We start from the raw sequence: 16860 nt of genomic DNA, 5'->3' as shown, positions 1-16860 counted from the left end.
TGCGGCTGTACCGGGGCTCGGGGCGCGGCCAGGGTCACGCACCGCCCCGCCCCGGCGGGGTCATCCATCGGCCGACAGGTCGAACTCCTCGTCGGGAAAGTACTTGGCCAGCCGCACGTCGGCAGCGCGGGCATGGCCCTCCATTCCTTCGAGCCGCGAGATCCGGGCGGTCGCTTCGGCCACCGCCCTGGACCCGTCGCGGGTGGCGCGCTGCCATGTGACGATCTTCATGTATTTGTGCACCGACAGCCCGCCGGTGTAACTGGCCGCGCGCGAGGTCGGCAGTACATGGTTGGTGCCCGCCGCCTTGTCACCGTAAGACACCGTGGTCTCTTCGCCAAGAAAGAGCGACCCGTAACAGGTCAGCCGGTCAAGCCACCAGTCGGGGTCGGCGGCCTGAACGGTCAGATGTTCGGGGGCATAATCGTCGGAACAGGCGGCCATGTCCTCGCGGTCGGCGCAGAGGATCACCTCGGCATAGTCGCGCCAGGCGGCAGCGGCATTCTCGCGGTTCACCTCCGGCAGATCGGCGATCAGGTCCGGGACGCGGGCCATCACGTCGTCGGCCAGAGCGCGGCTGTCGGTGACCAGCCAGACCGGCGAGTTGTAGCCATGCTCGGCCTGGCTCACCAGATCGGTGGCAACGATATGCGGATCGGCCTGCCCGTCGGCAAGGATCAGGCTGTCGGTCGGCCCGGCGATCATGTCGATGCCGACACGGCCGAACAGGATGCGCTTGGCCTCGGCGACGAACTGGTTGCCGGGACCGACAAGGATATTGGCCGGCGGCAGGCCGAACAGGCCAAAGGTCATCGCCGCCACCCCCTGCACCCCGCCCATCGCCATGATCCGGTCGGCGCCGCAGATCCGGGCGGCATAGATGATCGCGGGCGGCACGCCGACACCCGGCCGGGGCGGCGAACAGGCGGTGATATGCTGGCAGCCGGCGACTTTGGCGGTGGTCACCGTCATGATCGCGCTGGCGATGTGGCTGTAGCGCCCGCCGGGCACGTAGCAGCCCGCCGCCGCCACCGGGATCGCCTTTTGCCCGGTGACAAAGCCCGGCGTCAGCTCGGTCTCGACATCGGTCAGCGTGCTTTTCTGAAGCTCGGCAAAACGGCGCACGTTGTCATGGGCAAAGCGGATGTCAGCCTTGAGCCTGTCGGACACCTGGTCGCAGGCCGCCGCGATCTCGTCAGGCGACAGCAGCACATTGCCCTCGTAGCGGTCGAAGCGCGCGGCATACTCCAGCGCCTTGGCATCGCCGCCGGCTTCGATCTCGTCCAGGATGCGCGCGACGGTGTCATGGGTCTCGCGCGCGTCGGTCTTTGGCGTGCGATCCGCCTTCTTCAGATAGTGGCGCGGCATCGGATGTCCTCACGTCAGTTTCCGTAGATGTAGTTCGGCAGCCAGAGCGCGATCTGCGGAAAGACAAAGATCAGGATCAGCCCGATGAGTTGGATCACCATGAACTGCATCATCCCGAGATAGATGTCGCGCAGGTCCCATTCTGGCACCACACCCTTGAGGAAGTAAGCCGAAAGCGCCACCGGCGGGCTGAGCCAGGCGGTTTGCAGGTTCACCGCCACCAATATGGCAAACCAGATCAGCAGATCGTTCTGGCTCTCGAAGCCGAGGTCGAGCGAGGTGACGGTGGGAATCAGGATCGGCACGATGATCAGCACGATCGGCACCCATTCCAGCGGCCAGCCCAGCAGGAAGATCAGCGCCATGATCAGCATCAGGATCAGCACCGGGGGCATGTCGAGCGCCAAGAGCAGCTCGGTCAGCATCTTCGGCGTGCCGAGGTTGGAAAAGACCGCGCCGAAGAAGTTCGACGCCGCGACCAGGAACATGATCAGCACGGTGATCTCGAGGCTCTTGATCAGCGCGTCGTAGAGCCCGGGAATGGTGAACTTGCGATAGAGCATCGACAAGAGCACCGCGCCAAAGGCACCGCAGGCCGAGGCCTCGGCCGGGGTCGCCCAGCCGGCGAGGATCGAGCCCAGGGCAAAGGCGATCAGCACTGTCGGCGGCACCAGCCCCATGAAAAACTCGTACCAGAGGTCAGAGAAATAGAAGCCGCCGGGCTTGGCATTGTGCAGCCAGGCGTAGACCGCGTACATCACGCCGATCCAGGCCAGCGGCACGATCAGCGCGCCGAAGAAAAAGCCGTACCCGGTTGTGATGCCGCGCGTGATCAGCCAGATCAGCACGATCAGCGACGCCATGACGAGAATGACCTCGAGCAGGTAGAAGCGCGAGGTTTCGGGCTGGTCTTCGGGCGGCAGGATCGGCCCGAGATTTGGATTGATCCAGCAGCGGCCCAATGCATAGAGCAGATAGAGCCCCGCCAGCAGGACGCCGGGAATGATCGCCGCGCGGAACAGATCGGTCACCGGAACCTCGAGCACCGGCCCCATGACGATCAGCATGATCGACGGCGGGATCAGGATGCCCAGGGTGCCGCCGGCGGTGATCGTGCCCGCCGCCAGCCGCACGTCATAGCCGGATTTGTTCATCGTCCGCGCCGCCATGATGCCGAGGATGGTGACCGAGGCGCCGACGATGCCGGTGGCGGCGGCAAAGATCGTCGAGACGAAGAGCACCGCGATGAACAGCGCCCCCCGGGTCCGGCTCATCATCATCTGCACCGCCTGGAACAGCCGCTCCATCAGCCCGGCCTGCTCCATCACGATGCCCATGAAAATAAAGAGCGGCACCGCGACCAGCTGGTCGGACAGCATCACGGAATTGGTCTGCAAGGTCATCAGGAAGGTGGCAAGCTTGAAATTCGCCCCCCAGGTGCCGAAGACGAAGCCCAGGAAGATCAGGGTGAAGGAGATCGGGAAACCCACGAAGATGGCAAACAGCATCACCGCCAGCATGATCAGCCCGATGATCGGCTTGTCGACGCTCAAAAGCCCCTCGCGCCCGAAAGCCGCCGTCCACCAGTCGGCAATCGGCACCACGTCGGGAAAGAACACCGCGCCGGTGACGATCAGCAGCGCGACAAAGTAGAAGGGCAGCACCCGGAGGAACTTTTCCTCGCGCGTCTTGCCCATCTTGTGGAAGGCGCGGAACAGCTCGGGGAAGCCCTGGAGCAGCAGCAGAAAGGCCCCCACCGGCATGGCCAGGCGCGCCGGCCAGAGCAGCGGCGCCCAGGTGCTGTCGCTGGCCTGTTCGCCGGAGACGAAGGCCTTGAGCCAGTATTCGGTCGAAACCCAGGTGAAAAACAGCATCGCCGGAATGTAGAAGGCGAGATAAAGCACCGCGTCCACCGTCGCCTGTGTCCTGTCGGACCAGTTGCGATAGAGAAAATCGGCGCGGATGTGCACCCCGCGCATCAGCGCATAGCCGGCGGCCGCCATGAACAGCACGCCGCCCAGCATCCGCGAAATGTCATAGACCCAGAGCGTCGGGCCGAAACCCCAGGCGATGGCCTGCTCGTTCATGCCGTTCTGGGTCAGCACGGCGAACATGTTGCGGGAAAACACCTCGTAGACGATGGCAAGGATCAGCGGCACCATCAGCACGCAGATCAGCCGCCCCGCCCAGAGGTTGATGACATCGATGGTGGCGGTGATCGGACGTTGCCAGGGGGTCATGTCCTCCGGCGTCTGCCCCGGTTCCTCGGCGCGTCGCTCTGCGATCAACTCGTCGGTGATATCGAGCTCTTCGGGGAGTACCTCTTCGGCCATGCCACGTCCCTTGTCATGAATGTCATACGTGTCTTGCTGCGCGCCCCGGGCAGGACCCGGGGCCTCTGCGTCGGGTGGTCCAGAGGCCCCGGATCGAGGTCCGGGGCCGGTGAACGCCTATTTCAGACTGTCGGCATAGGCCCGGCCGAGGTTGGCGTTCGAGGTCTGCGCCCCGGCCCAGAACGGCACCGCGATCTCGGCGAAATCCTTCTGGCTCTGCCAGACTTCCGCAAAGAATTCGTTTTCGGCGGCATTGGTCTCCAGCGCGGCCTTGGCGGCGGTCATGTACTCCGAGAAGTAATCCTCGGGGGTGTCATGCAGGATGACGCCGTGGTTCTCGGTCAGATCCTTCAGCGCCTTGCCGTTTTCGTAGATGCGATACGACATGGCTTTCGACAGCGAGGCATTGGCGGCCACTTCCAGCGCCTTTTTCTCGAGGTCGGTCAGCCCGTCATAGACATCGCCGTTGATGTAGAGATCGGCGTTCACCACCACCTGGTGCAGACCTTGCAGGTAGTAATGCTTCAGCACCTTCTGGAAGCCGAAGACGCTGTCAGGCTTGGGGCAGCACCATTCGGCGGCGTCGATGGTGCCTTTCTCGAGCGCCGGCAGAATGTCACCGCCGCCCATGGCGACCGAGGCGACGCCGATATCCTTGTAGGTCTGGCCGGGGATGCCCGGCGGCGTGCGGAATCGGTACTTGCGGAAATCGTCCATGCTGGCGATCGGCTCCTTGAACCAGCCGAGCGCCTCCGGCCCCACCGGTTGCAGCATGAAGCCCTTGACGTTGACGCCCATCTCGTCCCAGAGCTGGTCATAGAGCTCCTTGCCGCCGCCGTACTGGAACCAGGACACAAAGGCGATATTGTCGATGCCGACACCGGCGCCTGCCACGGGCGAGCCGAAGAGCATGGCCGCCGGGTGCTTGCCCGACCAATAGTGCGTCCAGGCAAAGCCGCCCTCGATCAGCCCGCTGTCGACCGCATCGAGCGTTTCGCGCACGCCGACGACGGCGCCGGCAGGCAAGACCTCGATCTTGAGTGATCCGCCGGTCAGGGCCGCCACATCGGCGGCGAATTCATTGAGCATGGTCACTTCGTCGGCCTGCGCCGGGATCACCGATTGCACCCGGATCACGGTTTCGGCGAAAGCGGCCGTGGCCGTCATGGCAAGGGCCGCGGCCCCTACGGTCAAAGTCTTGAGACTGAACATCAATTTTCCTCCCATGATGCGTTTGCCTTCCGCTTATTATTATCCGGGCCGAAGATGAAGGCGCTGGATCGGCCGTGTCGTCACCGGGCGGCTTTCCTCCCTGAAAGCGCCGCCCGTCTTGCTCTGTCGTCGTATCCCGACGACCGCCCCTTTCGGGCCAGGCCGCCGGAATGGCTGGTGTCTCCTGTTGCTAGCCTGCGGTGTCCTCCAGTATCAGGTCGCTGGCCCGCTCGCCGATCATGATCGCCGGGGCATTGGTGTTGCCGCTGACGATTTGCGGCATGATCGAGGCGTCAGCGACACGCAGCCCGTCAATTCCCCGCACCCGCAACCTCGGGTCCACAACCGCCATCGGATCGATCCCCATCTTGCAGGTGCCCGTCGGGTGATAGATCGTGACCGCGGTGCGCCGCGCCCAGTCGAGCGTGGCCGCCTCATCGTCAAAGGCCACGCCCGGGCCGGGCGCATGTTCGTCCATGATATGCGATTTGAGCGGATCCGTACCGGCAATCTTGCGCGCGATCTGAATACCTTTGACGATTGTCTTCTGATCGGTCGGGGTGGCCAGGTAATTCGGATGGATCGCCGGGTGATCGTCCATATCGGCCGAGCGCAGGCGCAAATGACCGGCGCTTTCGGGCCGCAGTTGCAGCACCGAGGCGGTAAAGGCCGAAAACCGGTGCGGACCTTCGGCCGGGCTGTCGGCGCTGAACGGCTGAATGTGGAACTGGATATCCGGGGTTTCCAGATGCGGCTCGGTCTTGAGAAAGCCGGTGCCCAGGCTGGCGGCCATGGTCATCGGTCCGCGCTGGGTGAGCGCGTATTGCAAGGCGATGCGCGTCTGTTTGAACAGGTTGCTGGTTTCGATGTTGATCGTGCTCAGATCGGTCTTGAACACCGGGCGGGCCTGAAGGTGATCCTGAAGATTGCGCCCGACCCCCTTGAGATCGGCCTGCACGCCGATGCCCAGCCGCTGCAATTCGTCGCCGTCGCCGATGCCCGAGAGCATGAGGATCTGCGGCGAACCGATGGCGCCGGCACTCAGGATCACCTCGGAGCGGGCGCGGATCTCGTGAAAGGTGTCGCGGATGCGGACCCGTACGCCGTGCGCCCTGCCCGCCTCCAGCAGCACCTTTTCGGTCTGCGCGTCGGTGATGACGGTGAGATTGTGACGCCGGCGCGCGGGCTTGAGGTAGGCCACCGCCGAAGAGCAGCGCCGGCCGCCCTTCATGGTCAGTTGGAAATAGCCCACGCCTTCCTGATCGGCGCCATTGTAATCGCGCGCCGCCGGATACCCGGCCTGCTGCGCCGCCTCGATCCAGCGGTCGACCACCCGACGGGTGAGCCGCGAGGTCTGGACCGAAAGCGGGCCGTTCCGCCCGCGCAGCCCGTCCGGATCCTCGCCCTCCCAGTGCTCGGCCCGTTTGAAACAGGGCAGAACCTCGTCCCAGGACCAGCCCCGGCAACCGGCCTGTGCCCAGCCGTCGTAGTCCTGAGGCTGGCCGCGCACATACAGCAGACCGTTGATCGAACTCGACCCGCCCAGCACCCGGCCGCGCGGCCAGGGAATCGCCCGCCCGGCAATGCCGGGATCGGCCTCGGTGCGATAGCGCCAGTCGCTGCGCGGATTTCCCATGGTGCGAAAATAGCCGACCGGAATATGAATCCAGGGGTTGGTGTCACGCGGCCCGGCCTCGAGCAGCGCCACGCTGTAGCGCCCGTCCTCGGAAAGCCGGTTGGCAAGCGCACAGCCGGCGGACCCGGCGCCCACAATGACGAAATCGAATTCCATATTCCTCCCCCGTAAAAATCGGGACCAAGGGTCTCGATTTTTACCACGTATGCACGCTACAATGATTCGCGTACAAATCCACAAACAATTTGTTCGAGACAAACCCGATGGCTGACCAAGACCGGATACCGCCCAATCTGAGGACGCTGCTGATCCTTGAAATCCTTGGGAAAAGCGACCGGGCCATGACCGCGACGGAAATCAACGAAGAGCTGGGCCTGCCGAAGCAGACGCTGCACCGGCTCTGCGCCACCTTGGAGAACAACGGGTTCCTGACCCGTCTGGGCACGGATCGGCGGTATCAGGTGTCGCGGCGGTTGCGCGAACTGGGGTCGGGGCTGATGCACAGCTCGCGCGATCACATCGCCCGACATCAGATCCTGCTCGAGGTCTCGCGCGAAGTGCGTGAGACGGTGAACTACGTGATGCCCGCGGACACCGGAATGCGCTATCTCGACCGGGTCGAGACCGATTGGGCCTTTCGCATCCAGTTTCCGGTCGGCACCAATGTGCCGTTCCATTGCACCGCCAGCGGCAAATGCTTTCTGGCCAGCCTGGCGCCGGACGCACGGGCCAAATTCGTGGCCGCGCTGCCGCTGACGCGGATGACCGAGACGACGCTGACCGAGCCCGACCTGCTGCTGGATGAGCTCGATCAGATCGCGGCGATGGATTATTCGCTCGACCGCGAGGAATTTCTCGAAGGCATGGTGGCGATCGCCGTGCCGGTCACCGATCCCCAGGGGCGGTTCGTCGCGGCGCTGGCCTTTCACGCGCCGACCCAGCGGGTTTCACTGGCGCAGGCGATTGCCCGCAAGTCGACCCTACAGACCGCCGCCGTCAAGCTGCGCGGCGCGCTCTTTCCCGAGAGCTGATCAGCGGCAACGGCTCAGGCCGGCCCTTCCGAAACGATGACCAGCGGTCGGGCCGCCGTGCGCGGCGGCTGCTTGCACAGCGCACCATATCCCGCCGCACCAGAGGGCGTGGTGGCCAGGCCCAGCGCGGAGAGAGTCGTGCTGGCCGTCTGCGCTTCGGCATCGCTCAGCACCGCATAGCGCACGTCACAACGTTCGAGCGCCGCCCAGGCCACGATCGACGGTGCCTTGCAATCCAGCCGGCCCATGTTGGTCTCGGGCCCCTCGCCCCGCCGGGGCGCCCCCGCCAGATGGCTGGCCCGCAGACAGGCGGCGGCTTCGGGTTCAACGACGATCAATTCTGGCTGTTTTTCCCAGTGCGCCCGGATCATATGCGCCATCGCCGCGGCCAACCCGCCAACCCCGGCCTGAAGATAGACATGCGTCGGCCAATCGCCAGAGGCCGCGAAGGCGGCGCGCAGCTCTTCGGCGATGACGCAATACCCCTCCATCACCCACTTCGGGATCTCGGTGTAGCCCTCCCAGGTGCCATCGGCCAGCAAGGTCGCTCCGCTGCGGGCGGCATCAGCGCTGGCGGCGGCGACGCTGTCCTCATAGACCGCGCCGGCGCGCACCACCTCGGCCCCCAGACCGCGCAGCCGATCGGCAAAACTCTCCGGCACCGTCCTGGCCAGATAGATCCGCGCCTGTGCGCCCATGGCGCCTGCCCCCGCCGCAACGCCCATGCCGTGATTGCCGGCGCTGGCGCAGACAAAGCTATGGCGCGCAGTGAACGCGCGGAACTCCGGCTCAGCCATCCGCGCCGGCGCCACCACTTCGCCGGTCTCGGCCTTCCAGCCTTCGGCCAGCAGGCAGGCCACCGCATAAGGCGCGCCCAGTGCCTTGAAGGCGCCCAACCCCATGCGCCCGGTCTCGTCCTTGACCAAGACGGCCAGGCCATCGGGGCCGGTCACTTCGATCAGTGGCGAGACGGCATAAGACGGCTGCGCCCGAAAAAACGCCAGCGCGCGGGTCACATCGGGATCGAAGCGGAGCGGGTCGGCATCGGGCATCGCGGGACTTTCAAACAAGGTCATGGGGTGTTTCTAGCAGGCGGCGCCGCTTTCCAATTTTCGTTCTTCCGCCTAAACTCGAGAAATTCTTTCACGTTGACGGCAGGAAGCGAGAGGTTTCTTCATGAACGACGATCTCGATGCGGCAGACCTGACAATCCTCAGAGAGCTTCAGAACGACGGCCGCGCCGGGCTCGAGCATCTGGCGCAGGCCTGCAACCTGTCGGTGCCCTCGGTGCAGCGGCGGCTGAAGCGGCTGCGCGCCTCGGGCCTGATCGCCAAGGAGGTCGCGGTGCTCGATCAGGCGAAATTCGCCTGCAAGATGACCTTTATCGTGATGGTCGAGCTGGACCGCGAGTCGCTGCAACAGCTCGACCTGTTCCGCAAACGCGCCAAGGCCGAACCGCAGGTCCAACAATGTTACTACGTAACCGGCGAGGCCGATTTCATCCTGATCTGCACCGCCGAGGACATGCAGGACTTCGAGGCGCTGACCCATCGGCTGTTTTTCGAGAATTCCAACGTCCGCCGCTTCCGCACTTCGGTGGCGATGGAACGCACCAAAATCGGCCTGAGCCTGCCGATCTGAGCCCAAAGTACTGAGCGATAACTCCGTCGTGCAGGCGAAAGACATCTGAACCGGCCCGCTTGGTGCAAGTTTTTCTGTCAAACCCGGCGAAACTCGATGCCAAAGATGCAGAATTGCGCGGTATCACTGGGAAAACCACCGGATGTCCGCAGCATGAGTGATTTCGAAACCCGACTGACCCGGATCCGCCAGGATCTGCACCGCAACCCCGAGCTGGGGTTTCACGAGACCCGCACCAAGGCCTTGGTGGCCGAGCATCTGCGCGCGCTCGGGCTCGAGGTGCAGGAAGGCGCGGGCGTTGTCGGCCTGCTGCGCGCGGGGCGTGGCAACCGGGCCATCGCGCTGCGTGCCGACATGGATGCGCTGCCGATCACCGAGACCGCGCCCCATGGCCCTGTGTCCGCCACCCCCGGCGTGATGCACGCCTGCGGCCATGATGGCCATACCGCCATGCTCTTGGGCGCCGCCGAGCGGCTGGCACGGGAACAGGGATTTGACGGCACGGTGGTGTTCCTGTTTCAGCCCAACGAGGAACACGGGCTTGGCGCGCAGGCAATGCTGGATGAAGGGTTGCTGGCGCGGGCAGCCTTTGACGAGGTCTATGGCCTCCACAACCTGCCCGGCGCCCCGCTGGGCCAGGTTTCGACCCGCGCCGGCGTGATCTGCACAAGCGAAACCCTGTTCGAGATCACGGTCACCGGCCGGGGTGGCCATGCCTCGATGCCGCAGGTCGGGGTCGATGCGCTGACCGTGGCGGCCGAGATCGTGCTCGCCCTGCAAACCATCGTCGCGCGCAAGCTGCCGCCGGGCAGCGGCGCGGTGGTCTCGGTCACCGAATTCCGGACCGACGGGCAACGCAACGTGTTGCCCGGCCGGGCCCGGCTCAAGGGCGATTTTCGCGCCCGGTCGCCGGAGACCCGGCTCAGGGTCGAGGCGCTGATGCGGCAGATCGCCGAAGGCGTGGCGGCGGCACATGATATCAGGGCCGAGGTCACCTTTGACACGCAATTCGTCGAGACGATCAATGCCGCCGAGCCGGCCCAAGCGGTCTATCGCGCCGCCGAGGCGGCGGGGCTTGCGCTGATCCGCGACCGTGAGCCAATGAGCTTTTCCGAGGATTTCGCCCATTTCGCCGCCGCCCGGCCCGGTTGCTTCCTGTTGCTCGGCAATGGCGAAAGCGGACGACACGGCCAGCCGCTGCATGCCTCGGACTATGATTTCAACGACGCGCTTCTGCCGATCGGCGCGGATCTCTGGGTCCAGCTGGTGCGCAACCGGCTGCCCCCGGAGCCGGGCGCATGACGGCTCCGCCGCGCGGCTTTGCTCCGGCGGAATACGCCGCCCGCACCGCCCGTGCGCAGGCGGCCATGGCCCGCGCCGGCCTGGCGGGCCTGCTGCTGACGACCGAAGCCGAGGTGCGCTATTTCAGCGGTTTCCACACCGCCTTCTGGCAAAGCCCGACGCGGCCCTGGTTTCTCTTTGTGCCGGTCGAGGGCAAACCCGTTGCGATCATTCCCGAAATCGGCGCCGCGCTGATGCGCGCCACCTGGCTCGACGACATCCGCAGTTGGCCCGCCCCCACCCCCGGGGACGATGGCATCAGTCTGCTGACCGAACTTCTCGCGCCGCTTGCCGCGCGGCGCGAGGCCCTGGGCCTGATGAAAGGCCACGAGACGCATCTCCGGATGCCGCTTGGCGATTACGAAAGGCTGCTGGCCGGCCTGGCGGGGATGCGGATCGCCGATGCCACCGCGCTCTTGCGCAGGCATCGGATGGTGAAATCCGAAGCCGAGATCGCCAAGATCGCGCATATCTGCGCCATCGGATCGCGCACCTTCGCAAGCGTCGCGGATATCGTCCGCGAAGGCCAGCCGCTGGAAGATTTGTTCCGCGCCTTTCGCCGCGCGGCGCTGGCGCAGGGAGCCGATGATGTGCCTTATCTGGTTGGCGGAGCCGAGACCGGCGGCTACCGCGACGTGATCTCGCCGCCCACGCGCCGGCCGCTGGCACGCGGCGATATCCTGATGCTCGACACCGGCGCCACATGGGACGGCTATTTCTGCGATTTCGACCGCAACTTCGCCATCGGCCCCCCCGGCGACGCCGCCCGCCGCGCCCATGATCGGCTCTGGCGCGCCACCGAGGCCGGGATTGCCGCCGCCCGCCCCGGCGCCAGCTGCCGCGAGGTGTTTCGGGCGATGCAGGCGGTGATCGGCGAGAGCGGCGGTGATATCGGGCGGCTGGGGCATGGGCTGGGCATGCAGCTCACCGAAGGCCCCTCGCTCGCCGCCTGGGACGAAACCGTGATTTCCGAGAACATGGTGCTGACGCTGGAGCCCTCGCTGAGTTATGGCGACGGGCGGATCATGGTGCATGAGGAAAACATCGTGGTGCGGGCCGAGGGGGCGGCGCTTCTGACAGAGCGCGCGCCGCCCGAGCTTCCGGTGATCGGAGCGGCCGCATGAAGCTCGATTTCGACACCGATGGTGGCATCGGCACGCGGGCCAATCTCGGGGTGATCGTGCTCGAGACCGACGAGACGCTCGAGCATGAATTTCCCCGTCTCGTGGTTCGGCCCGGGGTTGCGCTTTATCACACGCGCATCGCCATGGTGCCCGAGATCCGCCCCGAGACGCTGATCCACATGGAGGCGGCGCTGCCCGCCTCGGCCCGGCTGCTGCCCCCGGCGCTGCATTTCGACGCCATCGGGTTCGGCTGCACTTCGGCCTCGACGGTGATCGGATCGGACCGGGTGGCGCTGGCGGTGCAGCGCGCCTGCCCCGGCGCCAGGGTCACCGATCCGCTGGCCGCGACCATTGCCGCCTGCCGCGCCCTGGGGGTGCGGCGGCTGGGGTTCGTGACACCTTATGTCGCCGAAGTCTCGTCGCTGATGCGCCTCAAGCTGGAACTGGCGGGGATCGAAATCGCGGGCTTCGGCTCGTTCGAGGAGGGCAACGACCGGGTGGTGGCGCGGATCACCGGCGCATCGATCCTGCGCGCGGTCGAGGCCGTGGCGGCGCAGACACCCTGCGACGCGGTGTTTGTCGCCTGTACCAACCTGCGCTGTCTGGACGTGCTGGCCGAGGCCGAGGCGCGGATCGGCCGGCCGGTGATCTCGAGCAACCTCGCATTGGCCTGGCACATGCTGCATCTGGCCGGGATCGACGCGCGATGCGACAGGTCGCTGATCCGGCCGCGCTGAGGCCGCGCGGGGGCGTCAGCCTTCGGAGCGCACCGGAAAGCGGTCGCCTTTCTCGGTGATCACCACAAGCCGGTCCTGATCGTCCAGCACATAGATATCGCATCGCGTGAAGCCATTGACGAATTCGATGCAGATCGTGCTGTCCTCGGTGACCTCGTAATAGCCGTAGCCGGTGCCGCCCTCATCGGCATAGGTATACGTGTAGCGCCCATCCTCGTAGAACTCGGATACCCCGCCGTCATAAAAGGCGATGCTCCGGCCCCGCAGCCGGTTGTCCAGCGCCTGCAACCCGATCTCGCGGTCGCTGTCGCGCCGCATCACGGGTTCGGCCACCACCGATGTGGTGACAAGGCAGAGGGCAAACAGCAAACGCAGCATAAAGAGGCTCCCGGAATTTGTCCCCCGCAGCCTAGCCGATCCGCGCAGGCCGGGGGCACACGATCACGCGACCAGCTTTTCGGCCTTTTTCAGATCGACGGACACCAGTTGCGACACCCCCTGCTCCTGCATGGTCACGCCGAACAGCCGGTCCATCCGCGCCATCGTCACCGCGTGGTGGGTGATGATCAGGAATCGCGTGTCGGTGCGGCGGCACATCTCGTCGAGCAGGTCGCAAAAGCGGGTCACATTGGCGTCGTCCAGCGGCGCGTCGACCTCGTCGAGCACGCAGATCGGCGCCGGGTTGGCGAGGAAGACGGCAAAGATCAGCGCCAGCGCGGTCAGCGTCTGTTCGCCGCCCGAGAGCAGCGAGAGCGTCGAGAGCTTCTTGCCCGGCGGCTGGCACATGATCTCGAGACCCGCCTCGAGCGGATCGTCGCTTTCAACCAGTACGAGGTTGGCCTCGCCGCCGCCGAAGAGATGGGTGAAGAGCATCGAGAAATTGGAATTGACCTGCTCAAAGGCGGTCAGCAGACGTTCGCGCCCCTCGCGGTTGAGGCTGGCGATGCCGTTGCGCAGGGTGCGGATCGCCTCTTCCAGATCGGTCTTTTCGGTGACCAGCGTGTCATGTTCCTCCTGCACCTCGCGGGCGTCTTCCTCGGCCCGGAGGTTGACCGCGCCCAGCCCGTCACGCTGACGCTTGAGCCGGTTGACGGTCTCTTCGATCCGCTCCGAGGCGGGCATGTCCTCGGGATTGGTGCCCAGTTTCTCCAGCAGCCGCTCCGGTGTGACCTCGAGCTCATCCTCGATCCGCTCGGCGGCGGCGCGGGTGGTTTCCTGCGCCGCTTCGGCCCGGGCCTGGGCGGCGGCACGGGATTCGCGCGCCTCGGAGGCGGCGCGTTCGGCATCGCGTTCGGCCTGTTCGGCACTGCGCAGCGCGGCCTCGGCGGTGGCCAGGGTATCGGCGGCGCTGCGGCGGCGGGCCTCGGCGGCCTCGATGCTGCCGGCCAGCTCCTCGCGTTGTTCGGCGATCTCCTCGGGTTTCTGCGCGGCCTTGGCGAGATCCGCCTCGCTGGCGGATTTGCGCTCGGTCAGCTCGGTGCTGCGCTTTTCGGCGGTCTCCAGCCGGTGGCGCCAGCCCGAGAGCTCCTTGGTCACCTGCTGGCTTCGGCGGGTGCGCGCTTCGCCCTCGCGGCGCAGTTCGTCAAGGCCGGAACGCCGTGCCATCATCGTCATCCGCGCCGCCTCGACCGTCATCTTGACGTCCTCGACCAGCGCCCGGGCATCGTCGAGATCGGGCAGGTCAGAGGCGCCCCGCTCGGCCTCGCGCAGTTGCAGCGCGGCGGAATGGGCCTCTTCCTCGTGACGCTGAACGGCAAGCCCGAGGCTTTCGAGACGGCCCTCGGCGAGGTTCTTCTCGGCCTCGGCCCGGTTCATCGCCCGGCTGGCATCGTTGAAGGCGCGGTCGGCCTCGCGGCGGGCCTCGCGGGCCTCCTTGTCGGCGCGGGTCAGGTCAGAGAGCCGGCCGGTCAACGCCTCATGCGCGGCGCGGGCGGCGTCCATCCGGGTGGTGGCATGTTCCAGCGCCTGCTTGAGCTCTTCCAGCCGGTTGAGCTGTTCCAGACGCAGGGCGGCGGCCGAGGGCGCATCCTCGGCCCAGGCGCGATATCCGTCCCAGCGCCAGAGATCGCCCTCAGGGCTGACCAGCCGCTGGCCGGGTTGCAATAGCGGTTGCAGACGGGGGCCGTCGTCGCCCCCCACAAGGCCGATCTGGCCCATGCGACGGGCCAGCACCTCGGGCACCGAGACATGCCGAGACAGCGGCGTCACCCCCTCGGGCAGCGGCGGCGGGCTGATGTAATCCGGCAGGCTGGCCCAGCCGGAGGGGCCGTCGGCCTGCACCTCCGGCGCGCGCAGATCGTCGGCCAGCGCGGCACCAAGCGCCTTTTCGAAGCCCTGCTGCACCTGCAACCGGTCCATGATCTGACCGCCTTCGGCAGTGTCCCGTTCCAGCAACTTGGCCAGGGCCTGCGCCTCGGCCCGCAAGGCATTGGCCTCGCCCTCGGCCTCGGAGCGTTCGGCGCGGGCCTCGGCCTCGCGCGATTGCGCCTCGGCGCGGGCCTCGTCGGCGGCGGTGAGCGCATCCTCGGCGCGTTGCGCCATCTGCTTGGCGGCCTCTTCGGCGGCGCGGGCGGCGGCCTCGTCCTCGGCGGCCCCGGCCAGCCGGGCCTTCGATTCGTCGACGGCGGCCCGGGCTTTCTGCGCCTCGGCCTCGCTGCGGGCCTGGCGTTTGCGGCTCTCCTCCAGCAGGCGCTGCGCCGATTGGTGGCGGGCGGCGAGCCGGGCGACATCTTCGGTCTGGCGGGTCAGGTCGCCCTCGCGCTCGGACAGCACGGCGGCGGCCTCCTGCGCCATTTCCGTCGCCTCTTCGAGTGCGGCGTCCTGGCCCTCACCGGCCTTGGCCAACTCCTCGGCCTCCCATTCCAGCCGCTCGATCGTCTCGCCGGCGTCGCGGTTCAGCCCGGCCTCGCGGTCGATGTCATGGCCGAGCTGGGCAATGCGGTTTTCCAGCGTGGCGATCTTGTCGCGGGCGGCGGCCTCCTGATCGGTCAGGGTGTCGCGCTGCACCTGAAGCCGTTGCAGCACGGCGGTGGCAATCGCCTCTTCCTCGCGCAGGGACGGCAGGGCGGTGTCGGCCTCTTCGCGCGCGCTGGCGGCCTGACGGGCGGCGGTTTCGGCCTGCGACGCGGTGGTGACCATGCCGCGCAGCACCTCTTCGGCGCGCAGCCGGGCCTCATCGGCCTCGCGCCAGCGGCGATAGAGCAACAACCCTTCGGCATGGCGCAGGTCTTCGCCGATGGCGCGGTAGCGGGCGGCCTGTTTGGCCTGACGCGCCAGTTGCGACAATTGCGCGGCGAGTTGTTCGATCACATCGTCGACGCGCAGCAGGTTGGCCTCGGTATTCTTGAGCTTGAGCTCGGCTTCGTGGCGGCGCTGGTAGAGGCCCGAAATACCGGCCGCCTCCTCGAGGATGCGACGTCGGTTCTTGGGCTTGGCATTGATCAGCTCGCTGATCTGGCCCTGACGCACCAGCGCCGGCGAATGTGCGCCGGTCGAGGCATCGGCAAAGAGCATCTGCACGTCGCGGGCGCGCACATCCTTGGCGTTGATCTTGTAGGCAGAGCCGACATCGCGGGTGATCCGGCGGGTGATCTCCAGCGCATCGGCATCGTTGAAACCGGCCGGCGCCAGCCGGTCGGAATTGTCGAGAAGCAGTGCCACTTCGGCAAAGTTGCGCGCCGGCCGCGACGAAGCCCCAGCGAAGATCACGTCTTCCATGCCGCCGCCGCGCATCGCCTTGGCACGGGTCTCCCCCATCACCCAGCGCAGCGCCTCGAGCAGGTTGGATTTGCCGCAGCCGTTCGGCCCCACCACGCCGGTCAGCCCGTCCTGAATCAACAGGTCGGTCGGGTCGACAAAGCTCTTGAAGCCTGTCAGACGCAGTTTTGAAAAGCGCAAAGCTCTGGCCTCTCGATTGCCCGGGTTCACCCCGGTGATTCCGGTTTTCAGCCAGTGTGAGCCTTGGTGTTGTGGCCTGTCAACGGTCTGACACAGGATGTGGGGATAAGGCCGGGGTTATCCACAGGATTTCGGCTGAAATCAGCCTTTTGTCAGCCACAGGTGAAGATCACGTCGCTTTCTCCGGTGCGGTAAAGCGCCGAGACGGTGCCGGTACAGATCGTCCGCCGGCGCGGTTGCGGCGGCGTCTTGTGCCCTGCGCCACAGTTCAGCCCGGCCAGGAGCACCGCAGGATCGCCCCGGAGCCAGGCCACCTCGCAGCCGGTGACGCGCAGGATGGCGCGGCCGCCGTTTGTGGCAACGTCCACCATTCGCACGCCGGCCATCGGATTGGTGCGGATCGCCTCGGCCATGCCGGCGCGGGTGCGGATATCGAAGGTCATCCCCCCTTCGGCAACCTGCACAGGGGCCACGCCGAGATGGCGCAGCCCCGGGCCGTTACAGCCTGAAAGCAGGATCAACAGAGGAAACAACGCAAAT

13 protein-coding genes are annotated in these 16860 nt (G+C 66.4%); 5 read left to right on the top strand and 8 right to left on the bottom strand.

Annotation, left to right across the window (positions count from 1 at the left end; translation table 11 throughout):
- Nucleotides 1-60: 60 nt before the first annotated feature.
- The 4 genes from hisD to BMW90_RS01845 form a co-directional block, all read right to left on the bottom strand.
- On the bottom strand, nucleotides 61-1368 hold the full coding sequence (hisD, locus tag BMW90_RS01860; RefSeq protein WP_074834556.1) for a histidinol dehydrogenase: 1308 nt from the start codon (nucleotides 1366-1368) through the stop codon (nucleotides 61-63).
- Between the two features lie 14 nt (nucleotides 1369-1382).
- Nucleotides 1383-3701, bottom strand: a complete 2319-nt coding sequence (locus BMW90_RS01855; protein ID WP_074834554.1) for a TRAP transporter large permease subunit — start codon at nucleotides 3699-3701, stop codon at nucleotides 1383-1385.
- 117 nt (nucleotides 3702-3818) lie between these two features.
- A complete protein-coding gene (locus tag BMW90_RS01850) occupies nucleotides 3819-4913 on the bottom strand; it encodes a TRAP transporter substrate-binding protein (protein WP_048530192.1) in 1095 nt (364 codons plus the stop codon).
- Between the two features lie 190 nt (nucleotides 4914-5103).
- Entirely contained in the window at nucleotides 5104-6705 is a 1602-nt protein-coding gene (locus BMW90_RS01845) for a GMC family oxidoreductase (RefSeq protein WP_074834552.1), read from the bottom strand.
- 107 nt (nucleotides 6706-6812) lie between these two features.
- Here BMW90_RS01845 and BMW90_RS01840 point away from each other — a divergent pair, with 107 nt between their 5' ends.
- Nucleotides 6813-7580 carry an IclR family transcriptional regulator gene (locus BMW90_RS01840; protein ID WP_048530188.1) on the top strand — a complete coding sequence of 256 codons (768 nt, stop codon included), beginning with the start codon at nucleotides 6813-6815 and terminating at the stop codon, nucleotides 7578-7580.
- A 14-nt stretch (nucleotides 7581-7594) separates the two neighbouring features.
- On the opposite strand, the gene BMW90_RS01835 is transcribed toward BMW90_RS01840, so the two are convergent.
- The gene (locus tag BMW90_RS01835) at nucleotides 7595-8656 is read right to left on the bottom strand and encodes a pyridoxal-phosphate dependent enzyme (RefSeq protein WP_244526412.1); all 1062 of its coding nucleotides are present in this window, start codon (nucleotides 8654-8656) and stop codon (nucleotides 7595-7597) included.
- Between the two features lie 100 nt (nucleotides 8657-8756).
- Here BMW90_RS01835 and BMW90_RS01830 point away from each other — a divergent pair, with 100 nt between their 5' ends.
- From BMW90_RS01830 to BMW90_RS01815, 4 genes are all read left to right on the top strand, one after another.
- The gene (locus BMW90_RS01830; RefSeq protein WP_074834550.1) at nucleotides 8757-9221 is read left to right on the top strand and encodes an Lrp/AsnC family transcriptional regulator; all 465 of its coding nucleotides are present in this window, start codon (nucleotides 8757-8759) and stop codon (nucleotides 9219-9221) included.
- A 153-nt stretch (nucleotides 9222-9374) separates the two neighbouring features.
- Entirely contained in the window at nucleotides 9375-10523 is a 1149-nt protein-coding gene (locus tag BMW90_RS01825) for an amidohydrolase (RefSeq protein WP_074834548.1), read from the top strand.
- Nucleotides 10520-11686, top strand: a complete 1167-nt coding sequence (locus BMW90_RS01820; protein WP_074834547.1) for a M24 family metallopeptidase — start codon at nucleotides 10520-10522, stop codon at nucleotides 11684-11686. The genes BMW90_RS01825 and BMW90_RS01820 overlap by 4 nt, the downstream gene beginning before the upstream one ends.
- Nucleotides 11683-12423 carry a maleate cis-trans isomerase family protein gene (locus tag BMW90_RS01815; RefSeq protein WP_074834545.1) on the top strand — a complete coding sequence of 247 codons (741 nt, stop codon included), beginning with the start codon at nucleotides 11683-11685 and terminating at the stop codon, nucleotides 12421-12423. Before BMW90_RS01820 ends, BMW90_RS01815 begins: the two co-directional genes overlap by 4 nt.
- Before the next feature lie 15 nt (nucleotides 12424-12438).
- Here BMW90_RS01815 and BMW90_RS01810 read toward each other — a convergent pair whose 3' ends face one another.
- From BMW90_RS01810 to BMW90_RS01800, 3 genes are all read right to left on the bottom strand, one after another.
- Nucleotides 12439-12801 (bottom strand): hypothetical protein, encoded by a 363-nt coding sequence (locus BMW90_RS01810; protein ID WP_074834544.1) that lies wholly within the window; start codon nucleotides 12799-12801, stop codon nucleotides 12439-12441.
- A gap of 63 nt (nucleotides 12802-12864) precedes the next feature.
- Nucleotides 12865-16320, bottom strand: a complete 3456-nt coding sequence (locus tag BMW90_RS01805; protein WP_074834542.1) for a chromosome segregation SMC family protein — start codon at nucleotides 16318-16320, stop codon at nucleotides 12865-12867.
- Between the two features lie 152 nt (nucleotides 16321-16472).
- Nucleotides 16473-16763: a hypothetical protein gene (locus BMW90_RS01800; RefSeq protein ID WP_074834541.1), complete on the bottom strand. Its 291-nt coding sequence runs from the start codon at nucleotides 16761-16763 to the stop codon at nucleotides 16473-16475.
- Nucleotides 16764-16860 lie beyond the last annotated feature (97 nt).

The organism is Marinovum algicola (genome assembly GCF_900109145.1).
GTDB classification, from domain to species: domain Bacteria; phylum Pseudomonadota; class Alphaproteobacteria; order Rhodobacterales; family Rhodobacteraceae; genus Marinovum; species Marinovum algicola.
The sequence above is the reverse complement of the archived record's forward strand: the minus strand, read 5'-3'. Positions and strand labels throughout refer to the sequence as shown.

Coding starts and splice junctions, on each gene's coding strand:
- hisD (WP_074834556.1), bottom strand. CDS start 1,368: ATGCCGCGCCACTATCTGAAGAAGGCGGATCGCACGCCAAAGACCGAC.
- BMW90_RS01855 (WP_074834554.1), bottom strand. CDS start 3,701: ATGGCCGAAGAGGTACTCCCCGAAGAGCTCGATATCACCGACGAGTTG.
- BMW90_RS01850 (WP_048530192.1), bottom strand. CDS start 4,913: ATGTTCAGTCTCAAGACTTTGACCGTAGGGGCCGCGGCCCTTGCCATG.
- BMW90_RS01845 (WP_074834552.1), bottom strand. CDS start 6,705: ATGGAATTCGATTTCGTCATTGTGGGCGCCGGGTCCGCCGGCTGTGCG.
- BMW90_RS01840 (WP_048530188.1), top strand. CDS start 6,813: ATGGCTGACCAAGACCGGATACCGCCCAATCTGAGGACGCTGCTGATC.
- BMW90_RS01835 (WP_244526412.1), bottom strand. CDS start 8,656: ATGACCTTGTTTGAAAGTCCCGCGATGCCCGATGCCGACCCGCTCCGC.
- BMW90_RS01830 (WP_074834550.1), top strand. CDS start 8,757: ATGAACGACGATCTCGATGCGGCAGACCTGACAATCCTCAGAGAGCTT.
- BMW90_RS01825 (WP_074834548.1), top strand. CDS start 9,375: ATGAGTGATTTCGAAACCCGACTGACCCGGATCCGCCAGGATCTGCAC.
- BMW90_RS01820 (WP_074834547.1), top strand. CDS start 10,520: ATGACGGCTCCGCCGCGCGGCTTTGCTCCGGCGGAATACGCCGCCCGC.
- BMW90_RS01815 (WP_074834545.1), top strand. CDS start 11,683: ATGAAGCTCGATTTCGACACCGATGGTGGCATCGGCACGCGGGCCAAT.
- BMW90_RS01810 (WP_074834544.1), bottom strand. CDS start 12,801: ATGCTGCGTTTGCTGTTTGCCCTCTGCCTTGTCACCACATCGGTGGTG.
- BMW90_RS01800 (WP_074834541.1), bottom strand. CDS start 16,763: ATGACCTTCGATATCCGCACCCGCGCCGGCATGGCCGAGGCGATCCGC.